The organism is Pelomicrobium sp. P1 (assembly GCF_052805615.1).
In genome coordinates this window covers 1-18513 of sequence record NZ_JBRBEM010000023.1, presented here as the reverse complement: position 1 = coordinate 18513, position 18513 = coordinate 1, and the positions used below count along the sequence as shown (strand labels likewise).

Here is an 18513-nt window from a genome sequence, read left to right as displayed (position 1 = left end):
GCCCGCGGAGTCCAGATCCTGCGCAGTCATCGACCTTTCTCCTTCGCGAATAACGCATCCAGCTTGGCTTCGAAAGCGTGATAGTTCAGGACCTGGTAGAGCTCGTCCCGGGTCTGCATCGCCGAAAGCATCCCGGCCTGGGTACCCTCGCGCCGCAGCATCTCGTAGACGCCCTGCGAGGCCTTCGCCGCCGCACGAAACGCGGACAAGGGGTACAGGGCGATCGCCACGCCGGCGGAGCGCAGCTCCTCCACCGTGTAGAGGGGCGTGCGGCCGAACTCGGTGATGTTGGCGAGGATGGGCACTTTCACCGCCTCGGCGAAGCGGCGATACTGGCCGAGCTCCGTCACCGCTTCGGGAAAGATCATGTCCGCCCCCGCTGCCACGAAGGCGCAGGCGCGCTCGATGGCGGCCTCCAACCCCTCCACCGCCAGGGCATCGGTGCGGGCCATGATGACGAACTGGGGATCGGTGCGGGCGTCCACTGCCGCCTTGATCCGGTCCACCATTTCCTCCACCGAAACGATTTCCTTGCCGGGCCGGTGGCCGCAGCGCTTGGCCTGCACCTGGTCCTCGATGTGGCAGGCCGCTGCGCCGAACTTGACGAGGGATTTCACCGTCCGGGCGATGTTGAACGCGCTGCCGAATCCCGTATCGGCGTCCACCAGCAGGGGTAGCGGGCAGGCATCGGTGATGCGGCGCACATCGGTGAGCACGTCGTCCAGGGTGCTGATCCCCAGGTCCGGCAGCCCTAGAGAAGCGGCGGCGACGCCGCCCCCGGACAGATAGATGGCGCGATAGCCCGCCCGTTGCGCCAGTAAAGCGGAATAGGCGTTGATGGCGCCCACCACCTGCAGGGGCTGTTCCGTCTCTAAAGCGGCCCGGAAGCGGGCGCCCGCCGAAGTCAGGTTGTTCATCAAGTCCTCGTTTTAGTGAATTGATTTTATGAAAATGATACCGGTGAAACGCCCTGCGTACGGCCTGATCGACCGGCCTTCTCTCTGGCAAGGGGCGTACCACCTTCGGCACAACCTAAGGTCATACATTAAAAACTGTGGATAGTTGACTGTTAAAAAGAAAAACAAAAAAGAGCGCATCGCCCTCAGCAGCGCCTGCCGGCGCAATAGGGGTTCCAAGAAGGTTTCACTTCTGGAACGACTCTATTGCATGATTAGGACGTCCAAGCTACCCTCGGGCTCATCCCTTTCGATCCTCGTTCTTGCCCCAAACGTCCCGGCCCCGGGAGGACACGATGGATTTCGCCCCCTTGCCCCCCATCCCGAAGCCCCGCATCTGCGCCATCGGCTCCAGCTTCGTGCGCCTGCTGCCTCCGATTCTTTCTGACTACGAGCTTCAAGCGGAGGTGCGCATCGTCAACCAGGTGTTCGCCGAGGCGCTGGCTAGCGCCCGAAGCCTCATCCAGGCGGGCGAGGTGGACGCGTTCATCTCGGCAGGGGCGAGCGGCGCCTACCTGCGCAGCCGGTTGGAGATGCCGGTGGTCCTGCTTCAGGTCACCGGCTTCGACATCCTCCACGCCTTGCGGAAGGCCCGGGAAGTCTCCCAGCGCATCGCCATCTTCAGCTTCCAGGCGATCCGGGCCGAGCTGGAGGAGGTGAAGGAACTGCTCAACCTGGACATCGAGCAGTGCTACTACACCACTTCCCAGGATGCCCGGGAGCGGGTGAGGGCTTTGGCCGCCAGAGGCTTTCAGGTCATCGTGGGCTCCAGCATGATCACCCGGCTGGCTGAGGAGCAGGGGCTCGCGGGCGTGTTTCTTTACTCCACCCATTCCGCCCGCAAGGCCTTGGAAGACGCGATCGAGATCGCCCGCCTGCAACGCCTCCAGGAAGCCCAGCGGGAATGGCTGAACGGCATTCTGCGGCACCTGCACGAAGGGGTGATCGCCGTGGACATGCAAGGTCGGATCCAGTCGGTCAACCCGGCGATGGAACGGCTGCTAGGGCTCGAGGCGGGGGCGGCCCTGGGCAGACCGGTGCAGGAGGTTGCCCCCGGGCTGGGGCTGGAGCGCACCCTCCAGGGGGGCATGAGCGAGCTGGAGCGCATCCAGCGCATCGGCAACCGCACCGTGGTCACCCATTGCATCCCCATCCGCGCCCACGGCACCCAGACCGGGGCGGTGCTCACCTGCCAGGACTCCAGCGCCATCCAGCGGGTGGACCGCAGCCTCCGTGCCCAGCATCGGCCCCGCAAGTTCGTGGCCAAATACGAGCTGGACCGGATCGTGGGCATCTCCCCCGCCCTCGTCCAAGCGAAGCGTCTCGCCGCCCAGTACGCCAGAACCGATGCCACCGTCCTGATCACGGGAGAGAGCGGCACGGGCAAGGAGCTGCTGGCCCAGGGCATCCACAACGCAAGCCCCCGCCGGCACCATCCCTTCGTCCCCATCAACTGCGCCGCTTTCCCCGAAACTCTGCTCGAGAGCGAGCTGTTCGGCTACGAGGAAGGCGCCTTCACCGGCTCGCGCCGGGGCGGGAAGATCGGGCTGATCGAATCCGCCCATACCGGTACCCTTTTTCTGGACGAGGTGGGGGAGATGCCCCTGACCCTCCAGGCCAAGCTGCTGCGGGTGCTCCAGGAGCGGGAGGTGTTGCGCCTCGGGGCCAACGACCCGACCCCCGTGGACGTGCGGGTCGTGGCCGCCACCAACCGGGACCTGGGGGCGGCGGTGGCGGCGGGCCGCTTCCGGGCCGACCTGTACTACCGCTTGAACATCCTGCACTTGCACCTGCCGCCCTTGCGGGAGCGCCCGGAGGACGTGCCGGTCCTCGCCGCCCATCTGCTGGAGGAGGCTTCTGCGCGGCTTCGGGCGCCTCGGCTCGCCGGCGACCTCTTCCAGGCACTGCTCGGGCCTTTCAAGCGCTATCCCTGGCCGGGAAACGTGCGGGAGATGGAAAACGTGATCGAGCGCTTGGCGGTGCTCTTCACCCATGAAGGGACCCTGGATGCCGCGGGGCTTGCCCGGGTGGCGCCCGAGCTGTTCGCCCCGGACCGAGAATCCTTCCCTACAGAGCGTACCGAGCAGGACGTCGCCCTGCGCTCCCTCCAGCGGGCCCACGAATTGGCCCACATCCACCGGGTCCTGGGAGAGTGCGGGGGAAACCTCACCCGGGCCTCCGCGCGCCTGGGAGTGAGCCGCACCACCCTATGGCGCAAGCTGAAGGCCGGCGGCCTGGGGCAAGGACGAACGAGCGAGCCCCAGAGAGAAAGCTCTTAAAACGCAAAGGACGCGGAGGGCGCAAAAGAAAGGGGGGTCTTTTTCCGTCGAAGTTGTCGCACCCTGCGCGCGCTCCGCGGTGAAAATTTTTTCTTTGTTACCGGTACCGGGCGGTCAGCGCCGGATGGGCTGGGCCAGATACTCCCGGGTCTGCATCTCCAGCAGGCGGCTCGCCGTGCGGCGGAACTCCTGGCTGTTCACCCCTTCCACATAGAGCTGCTCCGGCGCAACCTCCGCCGAGACGATCAGCTTGACCCGGCGGTCGTAGAACACGTCCACCAGCCAGGTCAGGCGCCGGGCCTCGTTGGCCATAGCGGGCGGCATGCGCGGCACGTTGGACAGTAGTACCGTGTGGAAGCGCATGGCGAGATCCAGGTAATCGGCCTGGGACCGGGGCGAGCCGCACAGGACCGGGAAATCGAACCACACCACGCCGCCGGCGCGGCGGCGATAGGGGATCCGGCGCCCCTCCACGTCCAGGGAATGGTGCTCGTCTTCCACGTCCTTGAGCCGCTCAAAATCCTCGGCGAGGAGCGCCTCCGCTTCGGGACCGAGGGGATGGACGTAGGTCCTGACCCGCCCCAAGGCGAGCTGCCGGTAATCCACCGCCCCGTCCAGGGCGATCACGTCGAGCCGCTCCTTGATGTGCTGGATAGCAGGCAGGAAGCTTTCCCGCCGCAATCCGTTCTGGTAGAGCTCGTCGGGATGGGCGTTGGAGGTCATGCAGAACACCACGCCCCGTGCCGTGAGGGCCGGCAGCAGCCGCCCCAGGATCATGGCGTCGGCGATGTCGCTCACGTGGAACTCGTCGAAGCAGATGAGCCGGTAGCGCTTGGCCAGCCGCTGGGCCAGGGCCGCCAACGGGTCCGGCTGCCCTTTCAGCGTCTCCAGCTCCCGGTGCACTTCCCGCATGAAATGGTGGAAATGGACCCGGCGCTTGCGCGTGAGGGGCAGCACCGCGTAGAAGCTGTCCATGAGGAAGCTCTTGCCGCGGCCCACGTCGCCCCAGAGATAGGCGCCCCGGGGCAGAGGGGGATGGATCAGCAGCCGGCGCAGCCGGGTGCTGCGACGCGCCTTATAGGCCACCCATTCCTCATAGAGCTTCTGCAGGTGCTCCACCGCCCGGAGCTGGGCGGGATCGGCGACGAAGCCGCGGCGCGCCAGGGACTGCCGGTAGAGGGTACGCAGGTCCATGCCCGGAGCCCCGGCCGGGTCCAAGGCGCTTTCCTCCAGGGGCTCGAGGGCGCGATCCCGCATGCGGGACGACTACATGTTGAGCGCGCGCTTGTCCACCGCCAGGGCCGCCTCCCGCACCACTTCCGACAGGGACGGATGGGGATGGCAGATGCGGGCGATATCCTCCGCGCTGGCGGAGAACTCCAACGCCATGACCGCTTCGCTGATCAGCTCCGAGGCGTGGGTCCCCACGATGTGCACGCCCAGCACCCGGTCGGTTTGCCCATGGGCCAAGATTTTCACGAACCCGGCCGGCTCCCCCTGCCCCAGCGCCCGGCCGTTGATGGAGAAAGGGAAGCGGCCGCTGCGGTACTTTACCCCTTCCTGCTTGAGCTGCTGCTCGGTCTTGCCCACCCAGGCGATCTCAGGAGCGGTGTAGATCACCCAGGGAATGGCGTCATAGTTCACATGCCCGGCCTGGCCGGCGATGCGCTCGGCCACCATCACTCCCTCGTCCTCGGCCTTGTGGGCCAGCATGGGTCCGCGTACCACGTCGCCGATGGCGTAAACGTTGGGCACCCGGGTGCGGCAGTGCTCGTCCACCTCGATGAAGCCCCGGGCATCGGTGGAAAGCCCGATCGCCTCCAGCCCCAGGCCGTCCGTATTGGGCACCCGGCCCACGGACACGATGAGCCGGTCGACGCCGAGGGATTGCCGGCCCTTGTCGTCCTCGTACTCCACCACCACGGTCCTGCCGTTGCGCTGCACTTCCAGTATTTTCACCCCCAACCGGATGTCCAGCCCCTGCTCCCGGGTGAAGAGCTTCCACGCCTCCTTGGACACCGCCTCGTCCGCCGCCGGGAGGAATTCGGGCAGCGCCTCCAGTAGGGTTACCTGGGCTCCTAACCGGCGCCACACGCTGCCCAGCTCCAAGCCGATCACGCCGGCCCCGATGACCCCGAGCCGCTTGGGGACCGAATCGAAGCTCAAGGCCCCTTCGTTGTCGGCGATGACCTCCTGGTCCACTTCGACCCCCGGGAGATGCCGGGCCTTGGAGCCCGTGGCGACGATCACGTGTCGCGCCTCCACGGTCTGGACGCCATCTTCCCCCGTCACTTCCACCCGGATGGGATTGCCGCCCGAGACGAAGCGCCCATGCCCCTGGAGCCACTCGATCTTGTTTTTCTTGAACAGGGTGGCGATGCCTCCCGTCATCTTCCCCACGATCCGGTCCTTGCGCGCGAGCATCTTGGCGAGATCCACCGTTACCCGCTCCGCCGTGATGCCGTGCTCGGCGAACTTGTGCAGCACCCGCTCGTAGTTCTCGGAAGACTCCAGAAGCGCCTTGGACGGGATGCAGCCTACGTTGAGGCAGGTGCCTCCCAGGGCGGGCTCCCCCCTCGGCGTCCTCCACCGCTCGATGCAGCCCACGGAGAAGCCCAGTTGGGCCGCCCGGATCGCCGCGATGTAGCCACCGGGCCCGGCACCGATCACCAGCACGTCAAAGTTCTTGGCCATGGTTGTTGTTTCTCCAGGTTGCGGAGTCGAAAACGCGAGGGGCCGCCGGTCCGTACCGGGGCCCCCGATCGATCCTCCGGCAAATGGCTGGCGGACCATTTGCCGCCGTCCCGTTCCCCTCTCCCCTGGGGAGAAGGCGAACGTCGTCAAGCACTTTTCAACCGAAGCCCTCCGCCATCCCGAGGCACCAGCACCGCCTTCACACCTCCAAGAGCAAGCGGGCCGGGTCCTCCAGCGCCTCCTTGATGGCCACCAGGGTCAGCACCGCTTCGCGGCCGTCGATCAGGCGGTGATCGTAGGAGAGGGCCAGATAGTTCATGGGGCGAATCGCGATCTGGCCGTTTTCCACCACCGGCCGGTCCTTGGTGGCATGGATGCCCAGGATGGCGCTCTGGGGCGGGTTGATGATCGGGGTGGATAGCATGGAGCCGAACACGCCGCCGTTGGAAATGGAAAAGGTCCCGCCCGTCAGCTCCTCGATGGAAAGCTTGCCCTCCTGGGCCCGCTTGCCGAAATCGGCGATGGTCTTCTCGATCTCGGCCAGCGAAAGCTGGTCGGCGTTACGGATGATGGGCACCACCAGTCCTCGGGGGCTCGCCACCGCGATCCCGATGTCGTAGTAGCCGTGATAGACGATGTCGTTTCCGTCGATGGAGGCGTTCACCACCGGGAATTTCTTGAGGGCGTATACGCAGGCTTTCACGAAAAACGACATGAAGCCCAGGCGCACCCCGTGTTCCTTTTCGAACTTGTCCTTATACCGGCTGCGCAGGTCCATCACCGCCTGCATGTTCACCTCGTTGAAGGTGGTGAGGATCGCCGCCGTGCGCTGGGACTGGACCAGGCGCTCGGCGACCCGCGCCCGCAGCCGCGACATGGGCACCCGCTGCTCGGGGCGCCCGGCGAGCAGCGCCTCCACGTTCACGGGCTCGGGCATGGCCGGCTTCGCCGCAGGCGCTGGAGAGGCCGCAGGCGCCGGCTCGGCGGGGCGGCCGGTGAAGCCCAGCACGTCCGCCTTGGTGACCCGGCCGCCGCGCCCGCTGCCCGGCACGTCCCGGGGCTGCAGGCCCCGCTCTTCGAGCAGCTTCTTCGCCGCCGGCATGGCCAGCGCCTCGGCTCGCCCACCGGCGACCGCCTGAGCCGCCCCAACCGCCTGGGCCGGGCTCGCCGCCTCGGCTTCCTCCGCTTTAGCAGGCGCCTCGGTTTTAAGAGGCGCCTGCGCCTTGGCGAGCGCCTCCGCCCTGCCGGCGGGGGGCTTCGCCTCGGTGTCGATGGTGGCGATTACCTCGCCGCTCACCACCTTGTCGCCGTCCTTCTTCAGGACCTGGGTGAGGACGCCGGCCTCGGGGGCGGGTAGCTCCAGCACCACCTTGTCCGTCTCGATGTCGATCAGGTTCTCGTCCCGCTGCACGTACTCGCCCGGCTTCTTGTGCCACGCGAGCAGCGTCCCCTCGGACACCGACTCGGAAAAGGTTGGAACCTTGACTTCGATCAGCATGTCGTTCTCCGCTTTCTCCTTGCACTCATGTCCGCGGGCGCGGTGCGCCGCCCGTCCCCGGGCCGCCCGTTCAATCCAGCTCGAACTTGTCCCGGAACGCTGCGTCGATCACGGCCTTCTGCTGGGCCACGTGCAGCGACAGGTACCCGACCGCCGGCGACGCCGACGAGGGCCGCAGGGCGTAGGACAGCCTCTGGTCGGGGCGCATGTGGCGTTCGATGTAGTGCTGGATGCGGTGCCATGCACCCTGGTTGCCCGGCTCCTCCTGGCACCACAGGATCTCCTTGGCCTTGGCGTAGCGCTTGATCTCGGCCTTGAAATCGTCGTGGGGGAAGGGATAGAGCTGGGCGATGCGCACGATCGCCATGTCCTTGATGCCCCGCTCCCGCCGGGCGGCCAGGAGGTCGTAGTAGATCTTGCCGCTGCAGAAGATCACCCGGCGGACCTTCTTGGGATCGATTTCCGGATCGGTTTCCGGGTTGACCGGCTTGAACCCGGTGCCGGGTCCCAGCTCCTCCAGGGTCGAGACCGATTCCTTGTGCCGCAGCATGCTCTTCGGAGTGAAGACGACGAGGGGTTTGCGGTACGGGCGGATCATCTGGCGGCGCAGCAGGTGGAACATCTGGGCCGGGGTCGAAGGAACGCACACCTGCATGTTGTACTCGGCGCAAAGCTGCAGGTAGCGCTCGAGCCGCGCCGAGGAGTGCTCCGGCCCCTGGCCCTCGTAGCCGTGGGGCAGGAACATCACCAGCCCGCAAATGCGGCCCCACTTGGCCTCCCCCGCCGCGATGAACTGGTCGATCACCACCTGGGCGCCGTTGGCGAAATCGCCGAACTGGGCCTCCCAGATGACCAGCTCGTTGGGCTCCGCGGTGGCGTAGCCGTATTCGAAGCCGAGCACCGCCTCCTCCGACAGGGGCGAATCGATCACCAGGAAGTCGGGTTGGCCTTCCTTGATGTGCTGCAGCGGTATGTAGGTGCCGGCGTCCCAGCGCTCCCGGTTCTGGTCGTGGAGCACCGCGTGGCGGTGGAAAAAGGTGCCGCGGCCCGAGTCCTGGCCGCTGATGCGCACCGGGTAGCCCTCGTCCAGGAGCGCGGCGTAGGCCAGGGTCTCCGCCATGCCCCAGTCCAGGGGAAGCTTCCCCTGTCCCATGAGCCGCCGGTCCTCCAGCACCTTCTCCACCCGCGGGTGCAGCTTGAAGCCCGGCGGCACCGTGGTCACCCGCTCCGCCAGCCACTTCAGGCGCTCCAAGGGCACGCCGGTTTCCGCGGGCTCGGTCCACTTGCGGTTCATGAAGTGGCCCCAGTTGACCGTATAGGGCGGCTTGTAGTTAGAGAGGATGGTCTTGTTGGTGTGGTAGCCCTTGTCCAGGGCGTCCCGGTAGGTCCTGGCCATCTCCTCCGCCTCCTCGGGGCGCAGCACGCCCTCGGCGGCCAGCTTGTCGGCGTAGAGCCTGCGGGTCCCGGGATGCTGGTGGACCTTCTTGTACATGAGGGGCTGGGTGACCATCGGCTCATCCTGCTCGTTGTGCCCGTGGCGGCGGAAGCACACGAGATCGATGATCACGTCCTTCTTGAACTCGAAGCGGAAGTCGAGGGCCAGCCGGGTCACGAACAGCACCGCCTCCGGGTCGTCCGCGTTCACGTGGAAAATGGGCGCCTCCACCATCTTCGCCACGTCGGTGCAATAGAGGGTGGAGCGCACGTCGCGGGGATCGGAGGTGGTGAAGCCGATCTGGTTGTTCACCACGATGTGCACCGTGCCGCCGGTGCCGTAGCCCCGGGTCTGGGACAGGTTCAGGGTTTCCATAACCACCCCCTGCCCGGCGAAAGCGGCGTCGCCGTGGATCAGTACCGGCAGCACCTGGGAGCCGTCCCGGTCCTTGCGCCGGTGCTGGCGCGCCCGCACCGATCCCTCCACCACCGGGTTCACGATCTCCAGATGGGAAGGGTTGAACGCCAGGGTCACGTGCATCGGGCCCCCGGGAGTGGAGATGTCCGAGGAGAAACCCATGTGGTACTTCACGTCCCCCGAGAGCACCGAGGGGTCGTGCTTGCCCTCGAACTCGGCGAACAGGTCCTTGGGCATCTTGCCCAGGGTGTTGACCAGCACGTTGAGCCGCCCGCGGTGGGCCATCCCGATCACCGTCTCCTTGACCCCCTTGGCGCCAGCCTGCTGCAGCAGGTCGTCCAGCAAGGGGATCAGGGTCTCCCCTCCCTCCAGGGAGAAGCGCTTCTGGCCCACGTAGCGAGTGTGGAGGTACTTCTCCAGCCCTTCGGCCGCGGTCAGCCGCTCCAGGATGTGGCGCTTCAACTCCGGGCCGTAGCCCGGGCGCGCCCGCACCGGCTCGACGCGCGCCTGGATCCAGCGCTTCTGGGACGTGTCGTTGATGTACATGTATTCGAAACCGATGGTGCGGCAGTAGGTTTCCCGCACCGCCTGCAGGATCTCCCTGAGGGGCGCCTGGTCCAGCCCCATCAGGGAGCCGGTGTCGAACACCGTCTCCATGTCCGCCTCGCTGAAGCCATAGTGGGCGGGGTCCAGCTCCGGGATGTAGGGCTTCTCCTGGCGCTTCAGGGGATCGATGTTGGCGTGCCGCAGACCCAGGAAGCGATGGGCGTTGATGAGCTGCAGCACCTTAGCCTGCTTGCGCTCCAGCTCGGCGAGCCTGAGCTGGATGGCCTGGACAGGCGCCGTCGGGCGGCGCTTCCCCAGCTCGATGAAGGATTCGATCACCGGCCGGTGGGGCACGTCCCGCTGCGCCGGGCCGGGCTGCCGGGCGAGGGAGTCGAAATAGGAGCGCCACTCCCCCGGCACCGCCTCCGGGTCTTCCAGGTACTTCTCGTATAGGGACTCGATGAACGGCGCGTTGGCGCCGAACAGATACGAGTTTCCGAGCATCTCTTTGAACATTGGCCTCTCCTCTGGTCGCCCGCCTTGGACCGCGCCTCAACCGCGCCGCTCGATGGGGACCACGTCACGCTGGGTCGCCCCCGTATAGAGCTGCCGGGGGCGGCCGATCTTCTGCTCCGGGTCGGAGATCATCTCGTTCCACTGGGCGATCCAACCCACGGTGCGGGCCATGGCGAAAATCGCGGTGAACAGGCGGGTCGGTATCCCGAGGGCGCTCTGCACGATGCCGGAGTAGAAATCCACGTTCGGGTAAAGCTTGCGCTCCACGAAATACTCGTCTTCCAGGGCGATTCTCTCCAGCGCCATGGCGAGCTTGAACAGCTTGTGATCGTGCAGCCCCAGCTCGTTCAGCACCTCGTGGCAGGTCTCCCGCATGAGCTTGGCCCGGGGATCGTAGTTTTTGTACACGCGATGGCCGAATCCCATGAGCTTGAACGGGTCGTTCTTGTCCTTGGCCCGCTTGATGTACTCGCCGATGCGCGACACGTCGCCGATCTCTTCCAGCATGTGAAGCACCGCCTCGTTGGCGCCCCCGTGGGCTGGGCCCCACAGGCAGGCGATGCCGGCGGAAATGCAGGCGAAGGGGTTGGCGCCGCTGGAGCCCGCCAGGCGCACGGTGGAGGTGGAGGCGTTCTGCTCGTGGTCCGCGTGGAGGATGAGGATGCGGTCCAGGGCGCGCACCAGCACCGGGTTGGGATCGTAGCGCTCGCACGGCGTGGCGAACATCATGTGCATGAAGTTCGCCGTGTACTCCAGGTCGTTGCGCGGGTACATGAACGGCTGGCCCACGTTGTACTTGTACGCCATGGCGGTGATGGTGGGCAGCTTGGCGATCAGCCGGTGGGCCGAGATGTCCCGGTGGTACTGGTCGGAGATGTCCATGGCGTCGTGGTAGAACGCGGAGAGCGCCCCCACCACCCCCACCAGCACCGCCATGGGGTGGGCGTCGCGCCGGAAACCGTTGTAGAAGCGCGTCAACTGGTCGTGCACCATCGTGTGCTTCTTGATGATGCCGACGAACTCCTCCTTCTGCGCCCGGGTGGGCAGCTCGCCGTTGAGGATCAGGTAAGCCACCTCCAGGAAGTCGCACTGCACCGCGAGCTGCTCGATGGGGTAGCCCCGGTAGAGCAGGATTCCCTTGTCCCCGTCGATGTAGGTGATGGAGGAGCGGCAACTGGCGGTCGCCATAAATCCCGGGTCGTAGGTGAAGACCCCGCTCTTCGCGTAAAGCGCGCGGATGTCCACCACGTCGGGGCCCAGGGTCCCGGACAGGACCGGCAGATCTACCGCGGGCCTGCCGTCGTTGAAGGTGATCGTGGCTGTCTTGGTGCTCATGGATTCCTCCGGCTCTGTGGGTTTCCTGGGCGAGCTCTCGCGGGCGCGCCTGCCTTCAGAGCGATTGTAGCCTGCTCACGATGGGCTGCAGCCGTGCATCGCAACAAGGCCGCCGGCCGCTCACGAGATCCCAAAGCTCGTTGTCCGGATAATCGAGCAGCGCGGCGAAGCTTTGCAGCTCTTTCTCGCTCAACCGTTCGAGCTCGCGCTCGGCGAAGCGGGACAGGATCAGGTCCAGCTCCAGGAGCCCGCGCCGGCAGCGCCAGCGCAAACGGTTGAGCTCGCTCATACCGCGCGCCGGACCATCATTTCCTTGATCTTGCCGATCGCCCGGGTGGGGTTGAGCCCCTTGGGGCAGACGTCGACGCAGTTCATGATCGTGTGACAGCGGAACAGCCGGTAGGGATCCTCCAGGTTGTCCAGCCGCTCGTTGGTGGCCTGGTCCCGGCTGTCGGCGAGGAAGCGGTAGGCCTGCAGCAGCCCGGCCGGCCCCACGAACTTGTCCGGGTTCCACCAGAACGAGGGGCACGACGTGGAACAGCAAGCGCACAGGATGCACTCGTAGAGCCCATCCAGCTCCTTGCGCTCCTCCGGCGACTGCAGCCGCTCGGTCTCCGGCGGCGGGTCGTTGTTGATGAGGTAGGGCCGGATGGAGTGGTACTGCTTGAAAAACTGGCTCATGTCCACGATCAGGTCGCGGATCACCGGCAGCCCCGGAAGCGGCCGGATTCTCACCGGCTCCCGCAGGTCCTTGACCGGGGTGACGCAGGCGAGACCGTTGCGGCCGTTGATGTTCATGGCGTCGGAGCCGCACACCCCCTCCCGGCAGGAGCGGCGGAAGCTCAGGCTGTCGTCGATCGACTTGATCCGCACCAGGGCGTCCAGAAGCATCCGGTCGGTGGGCTCCAGCTCCACCTCGTAGTCCTGCATGTAGGGCTTCTCGTCCACGTCCGGGTTGTAGCGGTAGATGGAAAAACGCATCGGCGGCTCCTCGGGCGCTTTCGCTCAGTAGGTGCGGACCTTCAGCGGGAAGGTTTCCACCGTCAGCGGTTTCAGGTGCACAGGCTTGTAGTCCACGCGCCGGCCCTCCTTGAGGAACAGGCTGTGCTTGAGCCAGTGGTCGTCGTCCCGGTTCGGATAGTCTTCCCGGGCGTGGGCGCCGCGGCTTTCCTTGCGCGCCTCGGCGCAGATCATGGTGGCCACCGCCACCTCCACCAGGTTGTCCAGCTCCAGCGCCTCGACCCGGGCGGTGTTGAACGTCTTGCTCTTGTCGGAGATGAAGGTTCGCTGGGCTCGCTCCTCGATTTCCAGGACCTTTTGCACGCCCTCCCTCAGCAGATCGCCGAAGCGGAACACGCCGCAATGGTTCTGCATCACCTTCTGCAGCTCGGCCCGCACCTCCGGCACCGGCTCGCCGCCGGTGGCGGTTTCCAGCCGGGCCAGCCGGGCCAAGGCCGGGTCGGCAGCGCCTTTGGGCAAGTCCTTGTGGTGGGGGTTCTCACGGATGAACTGGATCATGGCGTCTCCCGCCGCCTTGCCGAAGACCACCAGGTCGAGCAGGGAGTTGGTGCCCAGGCGGTTCGCCCCGTGCACCGAAACGCAGGCGCACTCCCCGGCTGCGTACAGGCCCGGCACCACCTCCTCGGGGCCGGTCTTGAGGGGCGCCACCACTTCGCCGTGATAGTTGGTGGGGATGCCCCCCATCATGTAGTGGCAGGTGGGAACCACGGGGATCGGGTCCTTGATGGGGTCCACGTGGGCGAACTTGATGGCGATCTCCCGGATGCCGGGCAGCCGCGTCATGATCACTTCGGGCCCCAGGTGATCCAGCTTGAGGAGCACGTGATCGCCCTGGGGGCCGCAGCCCCGCCCCTCCTTGATCTCGGTGGCCATGGCCCGGGACACCACGTCCCGGCTGGCCAGGTCCTTGGCGTTGGGGGCGTAGCGCTCCATGAAGCGCTCCCCGTGCTTGTTGAGGAGGTAGCCCCCCTCCCCCCGGACCCCTTCGGTGATCAGCACCCCGGCACCGGCCACCCCGGTGGGGTGGAACTGCCAGAACTCCATGTCTTCCAGGGGAATGCCGGCCCGGGCGCACATCCCCAGGCCGTCTCCGGTGTTGATGAAGGCGTTGGTGCTGGACTGGAAGATGCGCCCGGCGCCGCCGGTGGCGAGCAGCGTCGCCTTGGCCTGCAGGATCATGGCCTCGCCCGTTTCCATCTCCAGCGCCACCACCCCCAGCACGTCCCCCTCCGGGTCGCGGATCAAGTCCAGGGCCATCCACTCCACCAGGAAAAGGGTGTTGGCCCGCACGTTGCGCTGGTACAGGGTGTGCAACATGGCGTGGCCGGTGCGGTCCGCGGCCGCGCAACTGCGCGCCGCCAGGGTCGCCCCGTAGTTCTGGGTGTGGCCGCCGAAGGGGCGCTGGTAGATCTTGCCGTTGGGCAGCCGGTCGAAGGGCATGCCGAAATGCTCCAGCTCGTAGATGGCCTCGTTGGCCTTGCGCGCCATGAACTCGATGGCGTCCTGATCCCCGAGGTAGTCCGACCCCTTCACGGTGTCGAACATGTGCCAGTGCCAGTTGTCCTCGGACACATTGGCCAAGGAGGCCGCGATCCCGCCCTGGGCCGCCACGGTGTGGGAGCGGGTCGGGAACACCTTGGACAGCACGGCCACCTTGAGGCCCGCTTCGGCGAGCTGCAGCGACGCGCGCATTCCGGCGCCGCCCGCCCCCACCACCACCGCGTCAAACCTGCGTACCGGAATCCCCACTCAAACGCTCCACAATACCTGCACCGTCCACACGGCGTAGAACACGAGGGAGAGCACCACGGCGACCTGCAGCGCGAGCCGCAAGCCGGTCGGGTGCACGTAGTCCATCAGGATGTCCCGCATCCCGACCCATGCATGCAGGAACAGGGAGAGGAAGAAGAGCAGCGTGGCGAAGCGCATCCACTGCTGGGCGAACAATGCCCTCCATCCCGCGTAATCGAGGGGCGGCGCAGCCACGAGCACCACGGCCAGCAACACAGTATAGACCGCCATGACCACGGCGGAGACCCGCTGTACCAGCCAGTCCCGCAGCCCGTAATGGGCGCCCACCACCACCCGCTTCACCATAGGGCCACCCCCAGGATCAAGGTGAGCGTCAGGCTCGCCGCCAGCACCGCCTTGGCGCTGGCGCGGGCCGACGCCAGGTCCACCCCGTAGTGCAGGTCGATGGCCAGGTAGCGGATGCCGGCGAAAAAGTGGTGCAGGAAGGCCCACAGGAGCCCGATCATCACCAGCTTGACCAGCCAGAAGTCGAGGCTGCGCCGCACCGCCTCGAATCCCTCCGCCGAGGCGAGGCTCGTCTGCAGGAAGAACAGGAAGACGGGAATGAAAAGGAAGAGAAGCGCGCCGCTCACCCGGTGCAGGATCGAGACGACGCCCGGGACAGGAAGCTTGATGCGCAGCAGGTCCAGGTACTTGGGGCGCTTTTTCGGGGACATGGAACAGGGCGTCAAGGGCGGCGGGATTCGGAACTCGACCGGCCCGCCCGGCGCAGCCCGGGTCGGGTCGACGGGAAAGACGACCGGCTCAACCTTGCTGCCATGGCCTGCTTATCATCCTCATGGAAGGGAATCGATGGGGTTCCGGCAGCCATATTTTAAGCTTTCTTGCGCGGCGCAGCAAAACCGCAGTCATGGTAATAAGTTATTGACTCTAAGAAATCTTGTTCATGTAATGGAAGGACTTTGTGTTGCACATCGTGCGACGCCATTCCACCGGTTTGTCGCCGAAGGTGTAGGCCACCCGCTCGATGCGCAGCAGGGGGGTGCCGGGGGGGATCCCGAGCAGCGTGGCCACTTCCGGCTCCGCCGCCACCGCCTTGATTTGCTCCGCCACCTGGAGGATGCGCACCCGGTAAGCCGACTCGAACATGCTGTAGAGTTTGCACTGGTACTGGTTGATCTTGGCCGCGGTGAGGCCCTTGAACAGGGCCGCGGGCAGTCGGACCTCCTCCCAGCACACGGGCTCCTCCCCCACCTTCATGAGCCGCGTGATGACCACCAGGGTCGCCCCGGCGGGGATTTCCAGGAGCCTCGCCGTGGACGGGTCGGCTTTCATCCGCCGGCAGTCGAGGAGCTCCCCCTTGGGATAGACCCGCTCCCCCTGGTCGGGGCTCAAGCGCAGGAAGTGGAACTGGCGCTTTTCTTCGGTATGGGAAGCGACGAAAGTGCCCTTGCCCTGCTGGCGAATCAACAGGTTCTCGTCCGCGAGCTCGTTGATCGCCTTGCGCACCGTACCCTGGCTCACGTTGAAGCGCGCAGCCAGTTCCGTTTCGCTGGGGATCGCCTCGCCCGGGCGCCACTCCCCCGAGATCAGGCTCTGGGTGATCAGGGTCTTGATCTGCTGGTACAGCGGCCGAAAGGCCGGCGCCGGGCTCCCGTCGCTCATGGTCTTCATTGTCCCACACTCGTCCGCGGGCCGTCCATTAAAACGCTATCTTTTATCATATATAAGACATGAATTGACAGCGGGCAACGGCGCTTCTTAAAATCCTCCACGCGCGAAGCCCGCAATAGCGCTTGCGCACGAGGCGGCGCGCCCCTCTCCTTCCTTCCAACCCTCTTGGCCTTGGAGCACGTTCCATGAAAGCCCCCATCCGCGTTGCCGTCACCGGCGCTGCCGGCCAAATCGGCTATAGCCTCCTGTTTCGCATCGCCAGCGGCGACATGCTGGGCAAGGACCAGCCGGTGATCCTGCAGCTTCTGGAAATCCCCCAGGCGGTGGGGGCGCTCAAGGGCGTGGTGATGGAGCTGGAGGACTGCGCCTTTCCCCTGCTCGCCGGCATCGTGGCCACGGACGATCCCCGCATCGCTTTCCGCGACGCCCAGATCGCCCTGCTGGTGGGCGCCCGGCCCCGCTCCAAGGGCATGGAGCGCAAGGATCTACTGGAAGCCAACGCCCAGATCTTCACCATCCAGGGACGAGCGCTGGACGAGGTGGCAAGCCGGGACGTAAAGGTGCTGGTGGTGGGCAACCCGGCCAACACCAACGCCCTGATCGCCATGAAGAGCGCCCCCGGACTCAAGCCCGAGCAGTTCACCGCCATGATGCGCCTCGATCACAACCGAGCCCTCTCCCAGGTGGCAGCCAAGATCGGCAAGCCCGTGGCGTCGATCCGCAAGATGGTGGTCTGGGGCAACCATTCGGCCACCCAGTATCCTGACCTGTTCCACGCCGAAGCGGACGGCCAGAAGGTGTGGCCCATGATCAACGACCAGGCCTGGCTGGAGAACGTCTTCATCCCCACGGTGCAGAAACGCGGCGCCGCCATCATCGAGGCGCGGGGGCTTTCCAGCGCCGCGAGCGCCGCCAACGCCGCCATCGACCACGTGCGCGACTGGGTGCTCGGCACCCGGGAGGGGGACTGGGTCACCATGGGCATTCCCGCCGACGGCAGCTACGGGATCCCCGAGGGCGTGGTCTACGGCTACCCGGTCACCTGCAAGGGGGGCAAGTACGCCATCGTTCAGGGCCTGCCCATCAGCGACTTCAGCCGCAGCCGCATGCAGGCCACCCTCCAGGAGCTGATGGAGGAGCGGGACGCGATCAAGCACCTCATCGCCTGAGCGCCGGGTCCCCGCCGCCGTGCCCACAGCGCTCCACCCGGACCAGGTCCTATTCCAGGGCGAGAAGCCCTTTCCCTTGCTGCCCGCCTGCGAGCACTACGCGGGCAGCGAGCGCTTCATCCTCAAGGCCCTGGCCCTCCAGCACCAGCTCGGCCCCCTGTTCGACGTGAGCTGCGACTGCGAGGACGGCGCCCCCGTGGGCCGGGAGCTGGAGCATGCCCGCATGGTCACCGAGCTGCTGAACGCCTCCGCCAACCAGTTCGGCCGCTGCGGCGTGCGCATTCACGGCCCCGCCCATCCCCATTGGCGCCAGGACCTGGAGGTGATCGTCGGCGGGGCAGGGCACCACATCGCCTACGTGACCCTGCCCAAGGTCCGGTCGGCCGCGCAAACGCGGGAGATGATCGAGTACCTGGAGCGCCGGGCCCGGGAGCGGGGGCTCGAGCACCCCATCCCTGTGCACGTGCTGATCGAGACCCACGGGGCGTTGCGGGACGCCTTCGCCATTGCCGCCTTGCCGGGCGTGGAAGCGCTGGACTTCGGTCTCCTGGATTTCGTGAGCGGCCATCACGGCGCCATCCCCGCCAGCGCCATGCGCAGCCCAGGCCAGTTCGAGCACCATCTCATCCGCCGCGCCAAGGCCGAGGTGGTGGCCGCGGCCCTCGCCCATGGGCGCGTCCCCTCCCATAATGTGACCCTGGACCTGGACAACCCCTACCAGGTCTACCAGGACGCCCGGCGCGCCCGCAGTGAATACGGGTTTCTGCGCATGTGGAGCATCCATCCGTCCCAGATCCAGCCCATCGTGGACGCGATGCGGCCGGAGCACGGGGAGATCGAGGCGGCGGCGGAGATCCTGCTGGCCGCGGAGCGCGCCGAGTGGGCCCCGATCCGCCACCGGGGCGAGCTGCACGACCGGGCGAGCTACCGTTATTACTGGTGCATCCTGCGCCAGGCGCGGGCCACCGGCGCGCGCCTTCCGCCGGAGGCGGAAGGCTGGTTCGCCGCGGCATGAGTCCATCCCTTGCGCCTGGCATGTCTTATATAAGATATAAGATATTTGACACCGCCAGCGGCGCGGCCCGATAATTGGACGCCGGCCCGCCGGCGGGGACCGATCCGCTAGGGACGACGCAACGTTGATTTGACTTCTCGGCGAAATCGTTTGGCTTGCGCAGGAGAAATCCCGATGAGTGGGGGAATGGAAGTGGAGGCGGTGGCA

Annotated in this window: 15 protein-coding genes; 3 read left to right on the top strand and 12 right to left on the bottom strand. The window is 66.4% G+C overall.

The window, feature by feature from the left end:
* Positions 1-26: 26 nt before the first annotated feature.
* Positions 27-917, bottom strand: a complete 891-nt coding sequence (prpB, locus tag ACUVYZ_RS16830) for a methylisocitrate lyase (protein ID WP_439935601.1) — start codon at positions 915-917, stop codon at positions 27-29.
* Positions 918-1252: 335 nt separating this feature from the next.
* On the opposite strand from prpB, the gene prpR reads away from it, so the two are divergent.
* Positions 1253-3235, top strand: coding sequence for a propionate catabolism operon regulatory protein PrpR (prpR, locus tag ACUVYZ_RS16825; RefSeq protein ID WP_439935600.1), 1983 nt, complete (start codon positions 1253-1255; stop codon positions 3233-3235).
* Positions 3236-3349: 114 nt separating this feature from the next.
* Here prpR and zapE read toward each other — a convergent pair whose 3' ends face one another.
* The 11 genes from zapE to ACUVYZ_RS16770 form a co-directional block, all read right to left on the bottom strand.
* Positions 3350-4429: a cell division protein ZapE gene (gene zapE / locus ACUVYZ_RS16820; RefSeq protein ID WP_439935602.1), complete on the bottom strand. Its 1080-nt coding sequence runs from the start codon at positions 4427-4429 to the stop codon at positions 3350-3352.
* A 72-nt stretch (positions 4430-4501) separates the two neighbouring features.
* Positions 4502-5929, bottom strand: coding sequence for a dihydrolipoyl dehydrogenase (gene lpdA / locus ACUVYZ_RS16815; protein WP_439935599.1), 1428 nt, complete (start codon positions 5927-5929; stop codon positions 4502-4504).
* Between the two features lie 199 nt (positions 5930-6128).
* Entirely contained in the window at positions 6129-7427 is a 1299-nt protein-coding gene (gene odhB / locus ACUVYZ_RS16810; RefSeq protein WP_439935598.1) for a 2-oxoglutarate dehydrogenase complex dihydrolipoyllysine-residue succinyltransferase, read from the bottom strand.
* Between the two features lie 70 nt (positions 7428-7497).
* Positions 7498-10341 carry a 2-oxoglutarate dehydrogenase E1 component gene (locus ACUVYZ_RS16805; protein ID WP_439935597.1) on the bottom strand — a complete coding sequence of 948 codons (2844 nt, stop codon included), beginning with the start codon at positions 10339-10341 and terminating at the stop codon, positions 7498-7500.
* A gap of 36 nt (positions 10342-10377) precedes the next feature.
* A complete protein-coding gene (gltA, locus tag ACUVYZ_RS16800; RefSeq protein ID WP_439935596.1) occupies positions 10378-11676 on the bottom strand; it encodes a citrate synthase in 1299 nt (432 codons plus the stop codon).
* Between the two features lie 55 nt (positions 11677-11731).
* Positions 11732-11965, bottom strand: a complete 234-nt coding sequence (locus ACUVYZ_RS16795) for an FAD assembly factor SdhE (protein ID WP_439935595.1) — start codon at positions 11963-11965, stop codon at positions 11732-11734.
* Positions 11962-12657: a succinate dehydrogenase iron-sulfur subunit gene (locus ACUVYZ_RS16790; protein ID WP_439935594.1), complete on the bottom strand. Its 696-nt coding sequence runs from the start codon at positions 12655-12657 to the stop codon at positions 11962-11964. The genes ACUVYZ_RS16795 and ACUVYZ_RS16790 overlap by 4 nt, the downstream gene beginning before the upstream one ends.
* Before the next feature lie 24 nt (positions 12658-12681).
* Positions 12682-14445: a succinate dehydrogenase flavoprotein subunit gene (gene sdhA, locus ACUVYZ_RS16785; RefSeq protein ID WP_439935593.1), complete on the bottom strand. Its 1764-nt coding sequence runs from the start codon at positions 14443-14445 to the stop codon at positions 12682-12684.
* Positions 14446-14793, bottom strand: coding sequence for a succinate dehydrogenase, hydrophobic membrane anchor protein (gene sdhD, locus ACUVYZ_RS16780; RefSeq protein WP_439935592.1), 348 nt, complete (start codon positions 14791-14793; stop codon positions 14446-14448).
* Positions 14787-15164 (bottom strand): succinate dehydrogenase, cytochrome b556 subunit, encoded by a 378-nt coding sequence (sdhC, locus tag ACUVYZ_RS16775; protein WP_439935591.1) that lies wholly within the window; start codon positions 15162-15164, stop codon positions 14787-14789. Before sdhC ends, sdhD begins: the two co-directional genes overlap by 7 nt.
* A gap of 214 nt (positions 15165-15378) precedes the next feature.
* Positions 15379-16122 (bottom strand): GntR family transcriptional regulator, encoded by a 744-nt coding sequence (locus ACUVYZ_RS16770; protein ID WP_439935590.1) that lies wholly within the window; start codon positions 16120-16122, stop codon positions 15379-15381.
* A gap of 185 nt (positions 16123-16307) precedes the next feature.
* Here ACUVYZ_RS16770 and ACUVYZ_RS16765 point away from each other — a divergent pair, with 185 nt between their 5' ends.
* Positions 16308-17291: a malate dehydrogenase gene (locus ACUVYZ_RS16765; protein WP_439935589.1), complete on the top strand. Its 984-nt coding sequence runs from the start codon at positions 16308-16310 to the stop codon at positions 17289-17291.
* 19 nt (positions 17292-17310) lie between these two features.
* Positions 17311-18306, top strand: a complete 996-nt coding sequence (locus ACUVYZ_RS16760) for an HpcH/HpaI aldolase/citrate lyase family protein (protein WP_439935588.1) — start codon at positions 17311-17313, stop codon at positions 18304-18306.
* Positions 18307-18513: the final 207 nt, after the last annotated feature.

Coding starts and splice junctions, on each gene's coding strand:
- prpB (WP_439935601.1), bottom strand. CDS start 917: ATGAACAACCTGACTTCGGCGGGCGCCCGCTTCCGGGCCGCTTTAGAG.
- prpR (WP_439935600.1), top strand. CDS start 1,253: ATGGATTTCGCCCCCTTGCCCCCCATCCCGAAGCCCCGCATCTGCGCC.
- zapE (WP_439935602.1), bottom strand. CDS start 4,429: ATGGACCTGCGTACCCTCTACCGGCAGTCCCTGGCGCGCCGCGGCTTC.
- lpdA (WP_439935599.1), bottom strand. CDS start 5,929: ATGGCCAAGAACTTTGACGTGCTGGTGATCGGTGCCGGGCCCGGTGGC.
- odhB (WP_439935598.1), bottom strand. CDS start 7,427: ATGCTGATCGAAGTCAAGGTTCCAACCTTTTCCGAGTCGGTGTCCGAG.
- ACUVYZ_RS16805 (WP_439935597.1), bottom strand. CDS start 10,341: ATGTTCAAAGAGATGCTCGGAAACTCGTATCTGTTCGGCGCCAACGCG.
- gltA (WP_439935596.1), bottom strand. CDS start 11,676: ATGAGCACCAAGACAGCCACGATCACCTTCAACGACGGCAGGCCCGCG.
- ACUVYZ_RS16795 (WP_439935595.1), bottom strand. CDS start 11,965: ATGAGCGAGCTCAACCGTTTGCGCTGGCGCTGCCGGCGCGGGCTCCTG.
- ACUVYZ_RS16790 (WP_439935594.1), bottom strand. CDS start 12,657: ATGCGTTTTTCCATCTACCGCTACAACCCGGACGTGGACGAGAAGCCC.
- sdhD (WP_439935592.1), bottom strand. CDS start 14,793: ATGGTGAAGCGGGTGGTGGTGGGCGCCCATTACGGGCTGCGGGACTGG.
- sdhC (WP_439935591.1), bottom strand. CDS start 15,164: ATGTCCCCGAAAAAGCGCCCCAAGTACCTGGACCTGCTGCGCATCAAG.
- ACUVYZ_RS16770 (WP_439935590.1), bottom strand. CDS start 16,122: ATGAAGACCATGAGCGACGGGAGCCCGGCGCCGGCCTTTCGGCCGCTG.
- ACUVYZ_RS16765 (WP_439935589.1), top strand. CDS start 16,308: ATGAAAGCCCCCATCCGCGTTGCCGTCACCGGCGCTGCCGGCCAAATC.